We start from the raw sequence: 15,822 nt of genomic DNA on the forward strand, positions 1-15,822 counted from the left end.
AGACCCGCAAGCTTCCGAACACCGTCGACCGTTATCTGAAATTGGTCAGGCCAATGTCTTGACGGGTGCCACCGCTCTCTGCCAGGCTTCCGGGCATTCCACTTGCTTCGACCCTTGGAAGGGCAGGAGGGCACGTGAAAACCCAACAGGCGCAAAGCGGGCCATTGCGCACGCGGGCCCCGGCTCCCCCAGCCGGTCGCGCGGCCCGGATCCTGCGCGGAGCACGATCCTCGGTCGGCGGGACCACAGCGGCCCTGATCATCATTTGGATCGGTCTCACAGTGGCCGCCCCGAGCTTCGCCACCGTGTCGAATCTGCTGAACATCTTTCTTGCCGCCTCAACCCTGGCGATCATCGCGGGCGGGCTGACCTTGGCACTCATCGCCGGGGAGATCGACCTGTCGCTCGGCTCGGTGGAGGCACTGGCAGGCTCGCTGGCCGCCGTTCTCATCGTGACCGTGGGGCTGCCCTGGCCGATCGCCCTGGTGCTCGGTGTGCTCGCCGGCGCCGCGGTCGGCGGGGTGAACGCGTTCTTCACCAGCAAGCTGGGCGTGCCCTCGTTCGTCACCTCCCTGGCCATGCTCAGCGTGGCCGGCGGCTCGGCCTACCTGCTCACGCAGGGGACCTCGGTGTTCGGACTGGGCCCCCAGTTCGGCGCGATCGGCCAGGGCAGCCTGTTCGGCGTCCCGGTGCCGGTCCTGGTCGCCGCGGTGGTCCTGGCCGTGCTCGCCCTCGTACTGCACCGCACCTCGTTCGGCCTGAACATCTACGCCGTCGGCGGAAACCCGGAGGCGGCCCGGCTGTCGGGAGTGAACGTACGGCGCACCAGGGCGATCGTGCTCGTGATCAGTGGAAGCCTGGCCGGCGTCGCGGGCATCATCCTCGCCTCCCGGCTGGACGCCGGCTCCGGGACCGTCGGCGGCGCCGACCTCATGGCGGCGATCGCCGCGGTCGTGATCGGTGGCACGTCGCTCAACGGCGGGGTAGGCGGCATCGCCGGGACGCTCGTCGGGGCCGTCCTGATCGCCAGCATCCAGAACGGGCTGGTGCTGCTGAACGTCACCGCCTTCTGGCAGCAGGTCGCGATCGGTTCCCTGATCCTCGTCGCCGCGCTGCTCGACCGTCTTTCAAAGATCAGTACTAAGGGAGTGACCGCATGAGCGCCATTGGACAATCCGAGATCCAGCCTCTGGACCTCATCATCCGCAACGGCGTGGTCGTCAACGCGGAGTCGATGGAGCCGATGGACGTCGGAATCAGGGACGGCGTCATCGTGGCGCTCGGCGAGATCGACACCCCCGCCGTTGAAATCGTGGACGCCGCCGGATGCTTCGTGGTGCCCGGCGCGATCGACGTGCACACGCACTTCCACCACTGGGTGAGCTACGTCGGGTCGCACAACGCCGACGACTACGACACCGGCACCCAGGCCGCAGCCTCCGGCGGCATCACCACCATCATCAACTACGCCTTCCAGGAGGACGGCGAGCCGCTGCGGACCGCCGTCGACCGTGACCTGGAACTAGCCAAGACCCAGGCGAACATCGACTACGGCCTGCACGTCGTCGTGACCGGCGATGCCGAAACCGCGGTGAAGGAGTTCCCCGCCCTGGCGGCCGACGGATTCACCAGCGTCAAGGTCTTCGGCGCGGTCACCGGGTTCCAGCTGCCCGACTCGGGCATCCTGCGGGTGCTGGAGGCGGCGGCGGAGAACAACATCCTGGTCAACGTGCACGCCGAGGACGGCGCCCTCATCGAGCACCTCACCGAGTCCTTCCGCAGCCGCGGGCAGACCGGCGTGGAGTACCTGCCGCAGGCCCGGCCGGCGCAGGCCGAGGCGATCGCCACCCGGAAGATCGCCGAATACGCGGCCTTCCTCAAGGCTCCGGTGTACTTCGTGCACCTGTCGACCGCCGCCGCGCTGGACGCGGTCCGCGAGGTGCGCGGCCGCTTCGACAAGATCTTCGTGGAGACCCGGCCGGTCTACCTCTTCCTTGAGGAGAGCGTCTACGAGCTGCCCGAGTCCGAGGGCAACAAGTTCGTCTGCCTGCCGCCGATCCGCTCCACCGAGGACAGCGACGCGCTCTGGGAGGGCCTGCGCCTGGGTGACATCGACACCTACGCCACCGACCACGCCCCGTGGCGCAGCGAGCAGAAGCTGGCCGAGGCGCCGTTCTGGAAGATCCCGGCAGGCGTGTCCAACCTGCAGACCAGCGTGCCGATGCTGTTCTCCGAGGGCGTGCGCACCGGACGTCTGCACCCCTGCCGCTTCGTCGCGGTGACCTCCGCGAACCCGGCGAGGCTGTTCGGGATGTACCCCAAGAAGGGCGTCATCGCAGTCGGCTCGGACGCCGACATCGCCGTCATCGACCCGGCCGACGTGCGGGTACTCACCGCCGACCAGATGCACTCCAAGGCCGACTACGACCCGTACGAGGGTTACGAGTGCCACGGCTGGCCGCGCCACGTCTACTCGCGCGGCGAGCTGGTCGCCGAGCGGGGGCAGGCCATCAGCCGCCCTGGCCGCGGGCGGCTCATCCGGCGCGGCCCTAGCTCCTACGACACGGTCTGAGCAGGTGGTGAAGTGGCGAACGAACGCGTACTGACGGCGGCACAGGTCGCCGCCGGAGGAGTGGACGCCGCGACGGTGGACGCCCTGCATCTGGCGGAGGGCCCGCACGACCTGATCGTGCTCCCGGAGATCGCGAACGTCCCCTACTTCCCGGTCGCCCCCGACCTGGGCGAGTGGCTCGCGGACACCCTGGCCGACCAGGACACCGAGAGCGTGTTCGCCCCCTACCGCCGCCTCGCGCGGCGGACGGCCTGCTACGTCGTGGCCGGCCTGTGCCTGCCGGGGCCGGACCGCATCCGCAACGCCGCGGTCGTCTTCGACCGGGCCGGAGAGGTGCTCCCCGGCCGGGGCATGCTGTCGGGCGATGAGGTGCTCGTCTACGACAAGACCCACCTGTGCAACGTCCGTCACTACGGCTCGGTCTTCCTGGAGGACCAGTACTTCCAGCCAGGCCCCGAACTGGTGGTGTGGAACCTCGACTTCGCCCGGCTGGGCGTGCTGATCTGCTACGACCGGCACTTCCCCGAGGCATGGTCCACCCTGCGCGCAGGCGAGGTCGGCATCGTCGCGGTCCCCACCGCGTCACCGGCGGGAACGGCACCGACCTTCCTCGCCGAGATGCAGGCGATGGCGCTCCAGCAGTCGGTGTACGCCGTCGTGGCGAATCGCGTCGGCCCGGAGTCGCTACCAGGCGGGACGACGGTCGACTACCTGGGGCGGTCGGCCGTGCTCGGCCCCGATGGGACCGTGCTGAACTCGGCGGACCGCGGCCCCTTCGAGCAGGCCTCCGCGCCGTACGACGAGGCGCACCTCGACTCGGTACGTGCGGCGATGGGACTGGCCGCGAGCCGTCGCCCCGCCCTGTACCGGCTCTGAGCCTGCCCAAGTCATCTAGCCGATTCCGAACCTGAACCTAGGAGAGCCCCCATGAGACGAGTGGCCGATGTCGTCGCCGAGACCCTGCGGGCGCAGGAGATCGACACCTTCTTCATGCTGACCGGCGGTGACCCCGCGTTGTGGACCGCCCTGCAGCGCGAGGGCATCAGGATGATCCCCTGCCGGAGCGAGCAGGGCGCGGCTTACATGGCCGACGGCTATGCCCGGATGACCGGTCGCCCGACCTTCGTCTACGGCCAGCACGGCCCGGGTTCGGCCAACATCGCCTCGGCGATCGCGGACGCCTACTGGGCGATGAGCCCGGTCGTCTCCCTGACCAGCTCGGTGCCCGCGGCGACCCGTGACCGCCACGAGTACCAGCTGCTGGACCAGCTGGCGATGCACCGGCCGGTGACCCACTGGGCCGGTGAGGCGCTCCGCGGCGAGCACGTGCGGTCGATGCTGCTGCGCGCCATGCACGAGGCGACCAGCGCACCCGGCCCCGCGCACCTGGACATCCCACGCGACGTGCTGGCCGAGCCGCTGGAGAACAACGGCGCGCAGGACGCTCAGGCAGCCCGCCTGCGAGCCCCGCAGTACCGGGTGGCTCCCTCGCCGGAGGCGGTCCAGGCGATCGTGGCCCGGCTGTCCTCCGCGCGCCGGCTCGTGATCATGGCGGGCTCCGGCGCCCGGGTCTCGGGCGCCGACCCCGAGCTGCAGATGCTGGCCAACGCCCTGCAGGCACCGGTCGTCACCTCCATCGGAGGCAAGGCGTCCATCAGCGAGGCGCACCCACTCGCGGTGGGCGTGGTGGGCCGCTACGCGGCGGGCGTGGCCAACGACGTCGTCCACGAGGCCGACCTCGTGCTTGTACTCGGCAGCCGGCTGGGCAGCGTGACCAGCGACTCCTTCTCGATGTTCTCCTCGATGGACCTCATCAGGGTCGACACCCGCTCGGACTCGCTGGACCCGTCGGCGGCGCTCAACGTGATGGCGGACGTGAAACTCACCGCCCAGGCCCTGCTCGCCGCGCTCGACACCGCCCCCCAGGCCGGGGCGGGCGCGCGGGACACCACGTGGGTGGCCTCGGTGAGCGAGCGGGTTGCCGCCTGGCGCGACACCGCGCTCAAGGTGCCCTCGGCGGGCGGCGAATCCAGGCAGATGCACCCCCGCGAGGTGGTGTCCTCGCTGTCCGAGTCGCTCTCGCCCAGCGACGTCGTGGTCGCCGACACCGGCTACATGGCCGCCTGGGTGGGAGTTCTCTACCAGGCACGCGAGGCGGGAACCACCTTCCTGCGAGCCGCGGGCTCACTCGGCTGGGCGATTCCCGGAGCGCTCGGCGCCCAGCTGGCGGCGCCCGACCGCCGGGTGGTCTGCGTCACCGGTGACGGCGGGGCCGGCTACAACATCGCCGAGTTGGAGACCGCGGTACGGGTGGGTATCCCGGCCACGATCGTGGTGGTCAACAACGGCACCCTGGCCTTCGAGTACCACCTGCAGAAGTACGTCGAGAAGAACGTCATCCCGGAGATCAACGACTTCTCCGACCTCGACTACGGTGCGGCGGCTCGCTCGCTGGGCGCCGACGGCGTCCTGGTACGTTCCAAGAGGGAGCTGGACGACGCTCTGGCCGCGGCGCTGCGGAGCGATGCTCCCACGCTGATCGACGCCCGCGTCGACCGAGAGGCGATCGCCCCCGTCACCTCGTACGCGAACCAGGGCATCGACCCGTCCGCCATCTGATCTGAACCGAGGAGGCCGCCGGTGCCTTACGTCCGAACCACTGTCAACGGCCGACTGGTCGAGCGCGAGGTGGAAGCCCGTCTGCTGTTGTCCGACTTTCTCCGTCATGATCTGGACCTGACCGGTACACACGTCGGCTGCGAGCACGGTGTGTGCGGTGCCTGCACCGTGCTCGTCGACGACCGGCCGGTGCGGGCCTGCCTGATGCTCGCCGTACAGGTGAACGGCAAACCGGTGCGCACCGTGGAGTCCCTGGCCGAGCCGGGGCAGCCGCTCTCCTGTGTTCAGGCGGCCTTCAAGCGCAACCACGCCCTGCAGTGCGGGTTCTGCACTCCGGGAATCCTCATGTCACTCACCGCGGTGCTGGAAGAGGAGGGACCTCCCTCGAAGGAGCGGGCCGTCGACGCCCTTCGCGGACACCTCTGCCGGTGCACGGGTTACCGCAACATCATGAACGCGATCGACGAGATCTGCGCGGGACCGAAGGAGACCTGCGGCGATGTCGACTAACGTGGGACGGCGGATGCCCCGGCTGGAGGACGACCGGCTGTTGCGCGGAAACGGGATGTACCTCGACGACATCCACCTGCCGGGCTCGCTGCACGCGTATTTCGTCCGCAGCATGCACGCGAACGCGCGGATCACCCGTATCGACGTCGAAGAGGCCCGTCGGGCTCCGGGAGTGCGACTGGTCCTGACCGGTCACGACCTCGGCGACCTCAACGCCCCGCTGCCGCTGCTGGGCCCGCACCCCGACCTGCTGGCCCCGCGTACCCAGCGGCCGCTGGCGGTCAACCGGGTCCGCTACGTCGGCGAGGCCATCGTCATGATCGTTGCCGATGACCGCTACATCGCCGAGGACGTGGCGGACCTGATCCAGATCGACTACGAGCCGTTGCCGGAGGTCGTCGAGTTCGACGACGCCGGGCGCGACGACCAGTTCGTGCACGACGACATCCCCGGCAACGTGGCCGCCGTCGTGTCACAGGTCAGGGGTGACCCCGAGGGGGTGATCCGGTCCGCTCCGCACACCCTGGAGCTGACCCTGGACATCGAGCGCAGCTGCGGCAGCCCGCTGGAGGGCCGCGGCGTGCTCGCCGACTGGGATCCGCGCCGACAGAAGCTCACCGTGTTCGACTCGACCCAGTCGCCGGTCGCGATCCGCCAGGGACTCAGCCGGATCCTGGACGTGCCGCTGGACCAGCTGGAGGTCTCCGCGCCCGACGTCGGCGGCGGGTTCGGAACCAAGATCATGCTTTTCTATCCGGAGGAGGTGCTCGTCCCCTACGCCTCGCTCCGGCTGAGTCGGCCGGTGAAGTGGACCGAGGACCGCTGGGAGCACTTCATCAGTGCCAACCAGGAACGGGGACAGCGCCACCAGGCCGTCGTCGCCTTCGACGACAACGGGCGGATCCTCGCGGTGAGCACCGAGTTCGACCATGACACCGGCGCCTACATTCCGTACGGGATCGCGGTACCAGCCGTCACAGGAACACACCTGCCCGGACAGTACGACATCGAGCACTACCGCTACAGCGGTCGAGTGCTCTACACCAACAAGCCGCCGGTGAGCCCCTACAGGGGCGCCGGTCGACCGCAGGGTGTCTTCGTCATGGAGCGCCTGATCGCGGCGGTCGCCGGGCAACTCGGCGTGGAGCCGTGGCGGGTGCGCCGCGCCAATCTCATCCCTTCCGACGCCTTCCCCTACGACACCGGGCTTTACCTGCACGACGGCAGCCGGGCGATCTACGACAGCGGCAGCTACGTGGAAGGCTTCGACCGGATGCTCTCGCACGTCGACGTCGAGACGTTCCGGGAGCGGCAGCGCGTGGCCCGGACCGAGGGGCGTCACCTCGGCCTGGGCATGGCCACCTATGTCGAGGGCACCGGGGTCGGTCCGTACGAGGGCTGCGCCGCGACGCTGAACAGCAGCGGACGCATCGTCCTGGAGGTCTCGGTCCCGTCCCAGGGGCAGGGCCACGCCACCACCTTCGCCCAGATCGCCGCGGACGTGCTCGGCTGCTCGGCCGAGAACGTCCAGGTGGTCACCGCCGCGGGAGGCCCCAACGCGGTGGGTCACGGCACGTTCGGCAGCCGGGCCGCGGTGATGAGCGGCAACGCGGTCGCCGCCGCCGCCCGGACGCTGCGGACGAAGATCCTCACGGCCGCGTCGGTACTGCTCGAATGCTCCCCCGACGACCTGGAGACCAGGGGCGGGAACGTCTTCGTCCATGGGGACGAGAACTCCCGAGTGAGCCTCGCCGACATCGCGAGCGGTTCCAACCCCATCCGCTACCCCGGGACGGAGAGACCCGTTCCCTGGGTCTCCCGGGAGTCCGGCTCCGAGGCACCCGTCTCGCTGTCGGCCACCGAGTACTTTCGCAGCAGTCAGTGGGTGTTCGGCAGTGGGGCCCACGGCGTGATGGTGGAGGTCGATCCCGGAACGGGACGGGTCACCATCGACCGGTACGTCGTCGTTCACGACTGCGGACGGGTCATCAACCCGCTGATCGTGGACGGCCAGGTGATTGGCGGGCTGATCCAGGGCATCGGAGGCGCGCTGCTGGAGCGGCTGACCTTCTCCGACAACGGCCAGCCCACCACCACCAGCTTCCTCAACTTCCACCTGCCGAGCATCGACGACCTGCCACCGCTGGTCCTCGACCACCTGGAAACCCCCTCCCCGTGGAACCCGCTCGGCATCAAGGGCACCGGAGAGGCGGGCATCATCCCGGTCGTCGCGGCGATCGCCGAGGCCATCGAGGACGCGCTGTCCCCGTTCGAGTTCTCCGTCACCTCGATGCCTCTCTTCCCGGCGGAGATCCTCGCCGCTATCGATAAGGACTAGTCCATGAACCTAGAACACAGTTTCGACATTATGGCGGAGCCGGATGTGGCCTTCGCCTACCTGATGGACGTGAACCGGGTGGCGACCTGCGTACCGGGCGTGAGCCTGCAGGAAGCGCTGGACGAGAACACCTACCGGGGCACCCTGAAGGTCAAGGTCGGCCCCGTCACCGTGAAGTACGGCGGCATCGCCCGCATCCTGTCGGCGGATCCGGTCACCAGGGTCGCCACGATCGAGGCGGAGGGCGAGGAGAGCGGTACCGCCGGATCGGTCCGCGCCAACGCCACGATGTCGGTGGTCCCCGCGGCAGGCGGATCGCGCGTCACCGTGAGCACCGATCTCGCCCTCACCGGCCGCGTCGCCACCATGGGCAAGGGCGTGATCGAGCAGGTCGGCAACCGGATGGTGGCCCAGACCTCCCAGCGGATCGAGCAGGCCATCCTGGAGTCGGTCGCGACCGCCGAGCCGGTGGCCGTGGCTCCTCCGGTGGCGGACCCCCCCGGCCCGCTCACCGCGGAGAGCACATCCGCCACCCGGCAGGCTCCCTCCCGACCTGCTCCGGCCCACGCCGCTCCGGCCCGCCCGGCTCCCGCCGAGGACGACTCGGCGCTGCGCGTGATGCCGCTACTGGGGTCCCTCATCGCCGACTGGATACGCCGGACCTTCGGAAAGATCTTCGGTACTCGCCGGGACCGCACGACCCGCAACACCCACGGAGAGCAGAGATGACGCACATGACCCACTGGATCGACGGCAAACCGTGGGCCGGTGCCGGTGAGCGCGGCGGCGAGGTGTTCGACCCCGCCACGGGCCAGGTGACGGGCCTCGTCCACCTCGCCTCCCCCGCCGAGGTGGACGAGGCCGTCAACTCGGCGGCGAACGCCTTCCAGGGGTGGCGCAACACGTCGCTGACCAGGCGTACGCAGGTGCTGTTCACCTTCCGGGAGTTGCTCAACGCCCGCAAGGAGGAACTGGCCGCCATCATCACCGCCGAGCACGGCAAGGTCCTCGCCGACGCCCTGGGCGAGGTGACCCGCGGACTGGAGGTGGTGGAGTTCGCCTGCGGCATCCCGCACCTGCTCAAGGGCGGTTTCTCAGAGAACGTCTCGACCAGGGTCGACTCGTACTCGATCCGCCAGCCGCTCGGCGTCGTGGCCGTGATCTCCCCATTCAACTTCCCCGCCATGGTGCCGATGTGGTTCCTGCCCGTCGCCATCGCCACCGGCAACACGGTCGTGCTCAAGCCCAGCGAGAAGAACCCCGGCGCGGCGAACTTCATGGCCGCCCTGTGGAGCGAGGCGGGACTGCCCGACGGCGTGCTCAACGTCGTGCACGGTGACAAGGTGGCGGTGGACCGGCTGCTGGAGCACCCCAAGGTCAAGGCCGTCTCGTTCGTGGGCTCGACACCGATCGCGAAGTACGTCTACGAGCGGGGGACCGGGGCCGGCAAGCGGGTTCAGGCGCTCGGCGGCGCGAAGAACCACATGGTGGTGCTTCCCGACGCCGACCTCGACCTGGTCGCCGACGCCGCGATCAACGCCGGCTTCGGTTCGGCGGGAGAGCGGTGTATGGCGATCTCCGCGCTGGTGGTCGTCGAGCCGGTGGCCGACGAACTGATCGCCAAGATCACCGAGCGGATGGCGCGACTGCGGATCGGCGACGGCCGGCGCGGTTGCGACATGGGGCCGCTGGTCACCCGGGCACACCGCGACCGGGTGGCGTCCTACCTCGACGCGGGCGTCGCGGCGGGAGCGGAACTCGTGGTGGACGGCCGCGAACAGGACATCGACGGCGACGAGCGGGGTTTCTGGCTCGGCCCGACGCTGTTCGACCGGGTCACCCCGGAGATGTCGCTCTACACCGACGAGATCTTCGGGCCGGTGCTCTCCGTGCTGCGGGTGCCGACGTACGAGGCGGCACTGCACCTGGTGAACGGCAACCCCTACGGGAACGGCACCGCGATCTTCACCAATGACGGCGGAGCGGCCCGGCGGTTCCAGAACGAGGTCGAGGTCGGCATGATCGGCATCAACGTCCCGATTCCCGTGCCGATGGCCTACTACTCCTTCGGCGGCTGGAAGCAGTCGTTGTTCGGCGACTCTCACGCGCACGGCACCGAGGGCGTGCACTTCTTCACCCGCGGCAAGGTCGTGACCTCCCGCTGGCTCGACCCGAGCCACGGCGGAATCAACCTCGGCTTCCCGACCCAGGACTGAATACCGGCGCTCACATCGCGCGGATCGACGACGGCGTCCCGCCCGAGGTGCATCCGAGCAGGCAGATCCCGATGGAGTCGCACATCAAGCTCCGGTCCGTCGGATACCCCGCGCCCTGGATGTACTTCCATGACGACTCCATCGGCACCACCGGCAAGATCTGGATCGGCTACCTGGGCGAGCACCTCCCCGACACCCGTACCGGCTGACCGAGGAGCTCATCCCGCCGGGACCGGTTCGGCGTCCGGCCCGAACCGCCGCCGGTAGGCCAGCGGACCGAGCCCGGTCTGCTGCCGCATCCGGGCTCGCAGGTTCGAGGCGGTGCCGAGCCCGCTGAGGCGGGCCACCACGTCGAACCGGAGCTCGCCGCGCTCGATCAACCGGCAGGCCAGCGCCACCCGTTCGGCCGTGAGCCAGGCCAGCGGGGTGGTGCCGAGCTGGGCGGCGAACCGCCGGTGCAGGGTGGCGGGGCTCACCGCCGCGTGTGCCGCCAGGTCCGCGACGGTGAGCGGGTGGTCCAGCCGCTCCTGTGCCCAGGCGAGCACCGAGCCGAGGGAGTCGTCGGGTACCGCGGGAACCGGGCGTTCGACGAACTGCCGCTGGCCGCCGTCCCGGTGCGCCGCGAACACCAGGCGCCGGCTCACCGTGTTGGCCACCTCCGCGCCGTGGTCGCGGCGGATCAGGTGCAGGCCGAGGTCCAGCGCCGCCGCGCTGCCCGCCGCGGTCAGCACGTCGCCGTCGTCGACGAACAGCACGTCGGGCTGGAGCCGTACCTCGGGGTGGCGGGCGGTGAACGCCTTCGCCCAGCGCCAGTGCGTGGTGGCCCGGCGACCGTCCAGGACTCCCGCCGCCGCCAGGGTGAAGGCGCCGGTGCAGAAGCTCACCAGCCGGGCGCCCCGCCCGGCTGCGCGGCGGACGGCGTCCAGCACCTCTGGGGCCGGGGGCACCAGTGGATCTGGCCGGTTGGGCACGATCACGGTGTCGGCCCCGTCGACCGCGTCGAGCCCGGCCACGTCCGACAGCGTGAACATCCCGGCGTGCATGCGGACGGCGGGCAGCGCGGCGCTGAGCGTGAAGTCGTACCACGGCACGTCGATCTCGGGACGGCGCAGCCCGAACAGCTCGGTCGCCACGCCCAGCTCGAACGGGTTCGAGCCGTTGTCGACGATCACGGTCACCCGGTGGGGCCGATACGCCGTTGCCTGCGAGGATCCATGCGGCATATGCGATTCCTAGCACTCACGCCATACGGGCGCCAACCGCCACGATGGCCCCATGAACGACGAACCAGTCCTCCTGCGGACCGCGCTGGCCGGCTTCGACCAGCTGTGGAGCCCGCGGATCGTCACCCGGGTGAACGACTACGACGTCCGGATCGCGAAGGTGTCCGGCGAGCACATCTGGCACGTCCACGAGAACACCGACGAGTTCTTCATGGTGCTCGACGGGGAGTTGTCCATCGCCCTGCGCGACGGCGATGTCGACGCTGATATCGCCGTCGACACCGGCACCGCCGCCGAGGCCGACATCAGCGATGCAGGCACGGGTCGAGGTGAACGGGTCGTCACGCTGCCGCAGGGGGCGGTGTTCGTCGTACCGCGCGGTGTCGAGCACCGGCCGTCGTCGGCCGAGGGCGCCTCGATCCTGATGTTCGAACCGACCGGTACCCCGTCGGTCGGCGACCGGCACGACCCGATCCCCGGTCACGTCGACGCCACCATCGGCCACCCTCTCGGCTGAGCCGACACGACCGGTCGCGGCCGGTCACGGTCAATTGCGACCGGTCGTCGTGGGTCGCGGCCGGTCCCATCTCCCCGCGACCGGCGCCGGGCTCCCAAAAGCAGTGTTCCTACCGGAGGGACCGCTACGGCGGTGTTAACGTTCGCGTTCACATCCGGGCAACAGCATGATCGCGAAGCTCGGCGGCATGAGAAGCAGAAAATCGTTCGTCATCGCGATCGCGCTCGCCGCTCTCATCGGTTCCGGGGCCACCGGCGCGAGCGCCGACCGTGGGTACGGCGGTCGGCCACCGGCGTGCGTGTCCCTGTCAGGACCTTCAGGACCGTCCGAGCCTCCGCCGTTGAAGCCGACCACCGTCACCATCATCGAGCAGGCGTACCACTGCGTCTTCGCCAACTACTACAGCGGCCCGGTCCTGGACCCCCGCGCGCTGCTGGTGCCCGCGTTCACCGCGCTCACCCAGGAGTTGCAGCGCCGCGGGCTCGACCGGCCGAACGCGACGATGCCGGCGCTCACCGGCAACAGGAACGCCGACTGGGCCGCGTTCCGCGCCGTCTACCAGAAGGTCGTCGACACGTTGCCCGCCGACCCCGAGGTGCGGCAGGCGGTCGCGGAGGCGACGATGCGGGGCATGGTGCAGAGCCTCGACGACAACCACGCGAACTGGGACCGTCCGACCCCTGGCGGAGCGTCGCTCGGCGCCCGCCTCTCCGGCCTTCGCCCTCCCGGGGTGATGGATCCGGCGGCCACCCCGCCGCTCTTCATCACCGACGTGCGCCCGGAAGGCCCGGCCGCAAAGGCGGGGATCCGGCCGGGCGACGAACTCGTCTCGGTCGAAGGGGTGCCGCTCTTCGTCAACGGGGTGCTCTCCCAGGGAGTCCTTGACGGGCTCATCAGGCTCCCGGTGGGGAAGGCGATCCGGCTCACCCTGCGCCGTCCCGCCACCGGCGGCACCGTCGACGTCTCGGTGACCTCCGTCCCCCCCTCCGGCTCCGAACCGAAGGTCGACTCCAAGCTGCTCTCCGGCTCCGTCGCCTACGTCGCACTGCCGGGCTTCTTTCCCGGCGCGGCGGACAAGGTCCTAGCGGCCATCGCCTCCCTGCGCGAGAAGGCGACCCTGCGCGGGGTTGTGCTCGACCTGCGCGGCAACGGCGGCGGCAGCCCTCAGGAGGTCTCCAGGCTGCTCGGTGCCTGGACGCACGGCAAGGTCACCAGCTACTGGTGCGACGTGCACGGCCGCTGCACCGCCAACCGGAGCGACGACACCGTGCCGCTGCTGGGCCTGCCCCTCGTCGCGCTCACCGACCGCAACTGCGCCTCGGCGTGCGACTCCTTCACGAGCACGGTCAAGGATCTCCGTCTCGGCACCCTGGTGGGCACCCGCACCGCCGGCGCGGTGTCCGGTCCCGGAGCCGCCTATCTGCTCGACGACGGCAGCGCCCTCATCCTGCCCAAGAAGCACGAGATCGGAGCGAATCGGGAGGTCGTCAACACCATCGGCGTCGCCCCCGACCACCAGGCCCCGATGACCTCGGCGGACCTGTCCGCCGGACGCGACCCGGGCGTCGCGAAGGCCCTCAACCTGCTGAAGTAGGCCATTCCCGCTCAAGGAGCCCGGCGACCGCCGGGCTCCTTCTTCTGTGTCGCGGGCGGTCCTGCCGCGTACGGGGAAGCTCGCGGTCGGCTGCTACGGGCGAGAAGAGTCGTGATCGAACGCTGTAACGGTCGGCCGTTGCGGGCGAGGAGACTCATGTCAGCCACTAAGGACGGGAAAGATCACGGTCAGTTCGAGGCCGCCGCCGGGGTTGGGCCGGGCGGTGACGGTGGCGTGGTGGGCGTGGGCGATCGAGGCCACGATGGACAAACCGAGACCGGCACCGTCGGCGCTCCCGGTCCGGGAGTGCAGCCTGCGGAACGGCTGGAACAGCTCGTCGACCCGTTCGGCCGGCACCTCGGAGCCGGTGTTGCGTACGGTCAGCACGCCGGTCACGGTGAGGCCGACGTGCACGGTCCCGCCGGGACGGTTGTGGCGGACCGCGTTCTGCAGCAGGTTGGTCAGGAGTCTGCCGAGCAGGATCGGGTCACCCACGACGACGACCGGCCGGGTCTGTGAGGTGATGACGATGCCGTCGATGCCGTCGGCGGTCGTCTCCTCGATCGCCTGGCGGACCAGCGCGTCGAGGGCCACCGGCTCCATGCCGTCCGGCCCGTGTTCCGCCTGGGCGAGCAGGAGCAACGAGTCGATCAGCCGCTCGGTCCGGCGGTTCGCGGTCAGCAGCTTCTCCCGTACCGGGACGAGTCGGTCCGGCAGCGGGTCGTCCAGCCCGATCTGGATCGCGGCCCGCTGGACGGAGAGCGGGGTCCGCAGTTCGTGGGCGGCGTTGGCGATGAATCGGCGCTGGCTGTCGACCGACCGTTCCAGCCGTTCCAGCATCGCGTCGAAGGTCTCGGCGAGGTCGGTGAGCTCGTCGCGGGGACCGGCGAGCCCGATCCGTTCGTGCAGGTTGGACAGGGAGAGACGGCGTGCGGTTGCGGTGATGTGCCGCAGCGGGCTCAGCACCCGTCCGGCCAGCCACCAGCCCGCGGCCACCGAGACGACGGTGAGCAGGGCGATCACGATCGCGCTCACCGTCCACTGGTAGCGCAGCACCGCGCCGGACAGGGTGTTCATGACGTCGACGACCTCGGGTTGTGGCGGGAGGTCGGGCAAGTCCGGCGCCCTCGGCGCGGGAACCCCCTGGGGGAATCGGCCAACGGGCGGAAATTTCTCCGTGACGGATCTGACCCGGCTCTCCAGCGCGTTGCTGAGCAGCAGGTTCACCACGGTGAGCAGGATCGTCGAGGTGGTCAGGAACAGGCCGGTGTACAGCAGGGTCAGGCGCATCCTTACCGTGCCGAAAAGCTTCCGGGCCGCGCGCCCGCTCACAGCGGACCTCCGGCACCGCACGTTCCCGGACCGCACGCCGGGCGCACCGTACCTCTCCGACCGTATGCCGGGCATGCCGCGCCTTTCCGGCCATATGCCGGGCATGCCGCGCCTTTCCGGCCGTACACCGGGCTCGCCGGGTGTCTCCGGGGCGTACGCCGGGTCACAGCAGGTACCCGGCGCCGGGCACGGTGTGGATGCACGGCGGGTCGCCGAGCTTGGCGCGCAACCGGCTGACGATGACGCGTACCACGGTGGTGAACGGGTCGGCGTGCTCGTCCCACGCCGACTCCAGCAGCGTTTCGGCGCTGACCACGGTCCCGTTCGCCCGCATCAGCACCTCGAGCACCGCGTACTCCTTCAACGACAGCCTCAGGAAGCGGCCGTCGCGGGAGACCTGCATCCGCTGCGGGTCCAGCACGATCCCGTGGCGTTCCAGCACCGGTGGCAGCGCTGCCTGGCTGCGCCGCCCCAGGGCACGTACCCGCGCCACCAACTCGGTGTAGTCGAAGGGTTTGGGCAGGTAGTCGTCGGCGCCCAATCCCAGGCCCGCGACCCGCTCGGGGATCGACGCGGCCGCGGTCAGCATCAGGATGCGGGTGCGCGCCCCGGCTCGCACCAGGTCCCGGCAGATCACGTCGCCGGATATCCCGGGCAGGTCCCGGTCCAGTACGAGCACGTCGTAGTCGTTGACGGTGAGCCGCTCCATCGCGGCCTCGCCGTCGTATGCGACGTCGACCGCCATCGCGTGCCGTCGCAGCCCCATGGCCACCAGGTCGGCCAGGTCCCGCTCGTCCTCCACCACCAGTATTCGCATGATCGAAGTCGTATCCGACGACCGGTATCAGCGGCGTTAACGCCCGTGCCACACCGTCGCCGCCGGGGTGATCGCGCGAAGGCA

At 70.0% G+C, this 15,822-nt stretch carries 14 protein-coding genes; 11 read left to right on the forward strand and 3 right to left on the reverse strand.

What is annotated here, in order from left to right:
- The first annotated feature begins 305 nt into the window (after positions 1-305).
- The 9 genes from ABZ664_RS21860 to ABZ664_RS21900 all read left to right on the forward strand — a co-directional run bounded on the left by ABZ664_RS21860 (position 306) and on the right by ABZ664_RS21900 (position 10,464).
- Complete coding sequence (locus tag ABZ664_RS21860) at positions 306-1,160, forward strand: ABC transporter permease (protein ID WP_362512656.1); 855 nt, start codon at positions 306-308, stop codon at positions 1,158-1,160.
- A complete protein-coding gene (gene hydA / locus ABZ664_RS21865) occupies positions 1,157-2,572 on the forward strand; it encodes a dihydropyrimidinase (RefSeq protein ID WP_362512659.1) in 1,416 nt (471 codons plus the stop codon). The genes ABZ664_RS21860 and hydA overlap by 4 nt, the downstream gene beginning before the upstream one ends.
- A gap of 12 nt (positions 2,573-2,584) precedes the next feature.
- Positions 2,585-3,448, forward strand: coding sequence for a carbon-nitrogen hydrolase family protein (locus ABZ664_RS21870; protein WP_362512662.1), 864 nt, complete (start codon positions 2,585-2,587; stop codon positions 3,446-3,448).
- A 51-nt stretch (positions 3,449-3,499) separates the two neighbouring features.
- Positions 3,500-5,191, forward strand: coding sequence for a thiamine pyrophosphate-binding protein (locus ABZ664_RS21875; protein ID WP_362512665.1), 1,692 nt, complete (start codon positions 3,500-3,502; stop codon positions 5,189-5,191).
- Positions 5,192-5,212: 21 nt separating this feature from the next.
- Positions 5,213-5,701 (forward strand): (2Fe-2S)-binding protein, encoded by a 489-nt coding sequence (locus tag ABZ664_RS21880; RefSeq protein ID WP_362512668.1) that lies wholly within the window; start codon positions 5,213-5,215, stop codon positions 5,699-5,701.
- Positions 5,691-8,039 carry a xanthine dehydrogenase family protein molybdopterin-binding subunit gene (locus tag ABZ664_RS21885; protein ID WP_362512671.1) on the forward strand — a complete coding sequence of 783 codons (2,349 nt, stop codon included), beginning with the start codon at positions 5,691-5,693 and terminating at the stop codon, positions 8,037-8,039. The genes ABZ664_RS21880 and ABZ664_RS21885 overlap by 11 nt, the downstream gene beginning before the upstream one ends.
- Positions 8,040-8,042: 3 nt before the next feature.
- On the forward strand, positions 8,043-8,768 hold the full coding sequence (locus ABZ664_RS21890; RefSeq protein WP_362512674.1) for an SRPBCC family protein: 726 nt from the start codon (positions 8,043-8,045) through the stop codon (positions 8,766-8,768).
- Positions 8,765-10,255 (forward strand): CoA-acylating methylmalonate-semialdehyde dehydrogenase, encoded by a 1,491-nt coding sequence (locus ABZ664_RS21895; protein WP_362512677.1) that lies wholly within the window; start codon positions 8,765-8,767, stop codon positions 10,253-10,255. The genes ABZ664_RS21890 and ABZ664_RS21895 overlap by 4 nt, the downstream gene beginning before the upstream one ends.
- Before the next feature lie 71 nt (positions 10,256-10,326).
- A complete protein-coding gene (locus tag ABZ664_RS21900) occupies positions 10,327-10,464 on the forward strand; it encodes a hypothetical protein (RefSeq protein ID WP_362512680.1) in 138 nt (45 codons plus the stop codon).
- A 9-nt stretch (positions 10,465-10,473) separates the two neighbouring features.
- On the opposite strand, the gene ABZ664_RS21905 is transcribed toward ABZ664_RS21900, so the two are convergent.
- Positions 10,474-11,478 (reverse strand): helix-turn-helix domain-containing protein, encoded by a 1,005-nt coding sequence (locus ABZ664_RS21905; protein ID WP_362512683.1) that lies wholly within the window; start codon positions 11,476-11,478, stop codon positions 10,474-10,476.
- 52 nt (positions 11,479-11,530) lie between these two features.
- On the opposite strand from ABZ664_RS21905, the gene ABZ664_RS21910 reads away from it, so the two are divergent.
- Entirely contained in the window at positions 11,531-11,995 is a 465-nt protein-coding gene (locus ABZ664_RS21910; protein WP_362512687.1) for a cupin domain-containing protein, read from the forward strand.
- Positions 11,996-12,182: 187 nt separating this feature from the next.
- Entirely contained in the window at positions 12,183-13,589 is a 1,407-nt protein-coding gene (locus tag ABZ664_RS21915) for a S41 family peptidase (protein WP_362512691.1), read from the forward strand.
- 159 nt (positions 13,590-13,748) lie between these two features.
- Here the strand turns inward: ABZ664_RS21915 and ABZ664_RS21920 are convergent, their stop codons facing one another.
- Both ABZ664_RS21920 and ABZ664_RS21925 read right to left on the reverse strand, forming a co-directional pair.
- On the reverse strand, positions 13,749-14,921 hold the full coding sequence (locus ABZ664_RS21920) for a HAMP domain-containing sensor histidine kinase (protein WP_362512694.1): 1,173 nt from the start codon (positions 14,919-14,921) through the stop codon (positions 13,749-13,751).
- A gap of 163 nt (positions 14,922-15,084) precedes the next feature.
- Positions 15,085-15,738: a response regulator transcription factor gene (locus ABZ664_RS21925; RefSeq protein WP_362512697.1), complete on the reverse strand. Its 654-nt coding sequence runs from the start codon at positions 15,736-15,738 to the stop codon at positions 15,085-15,087.
- Between the last annotated feature and the right edge of the window lie 84 nt (positions 15,739-15,822).

This window comes from Streptosporangium sp. NPDC006930 (assembly GCF_040635605.1).
Taxonomy (GTDB): Bacteria; Actinomycetota; Actinomycetes; order Streptosporangiales; family Streptosporangiaceae; genus Streptosporangium.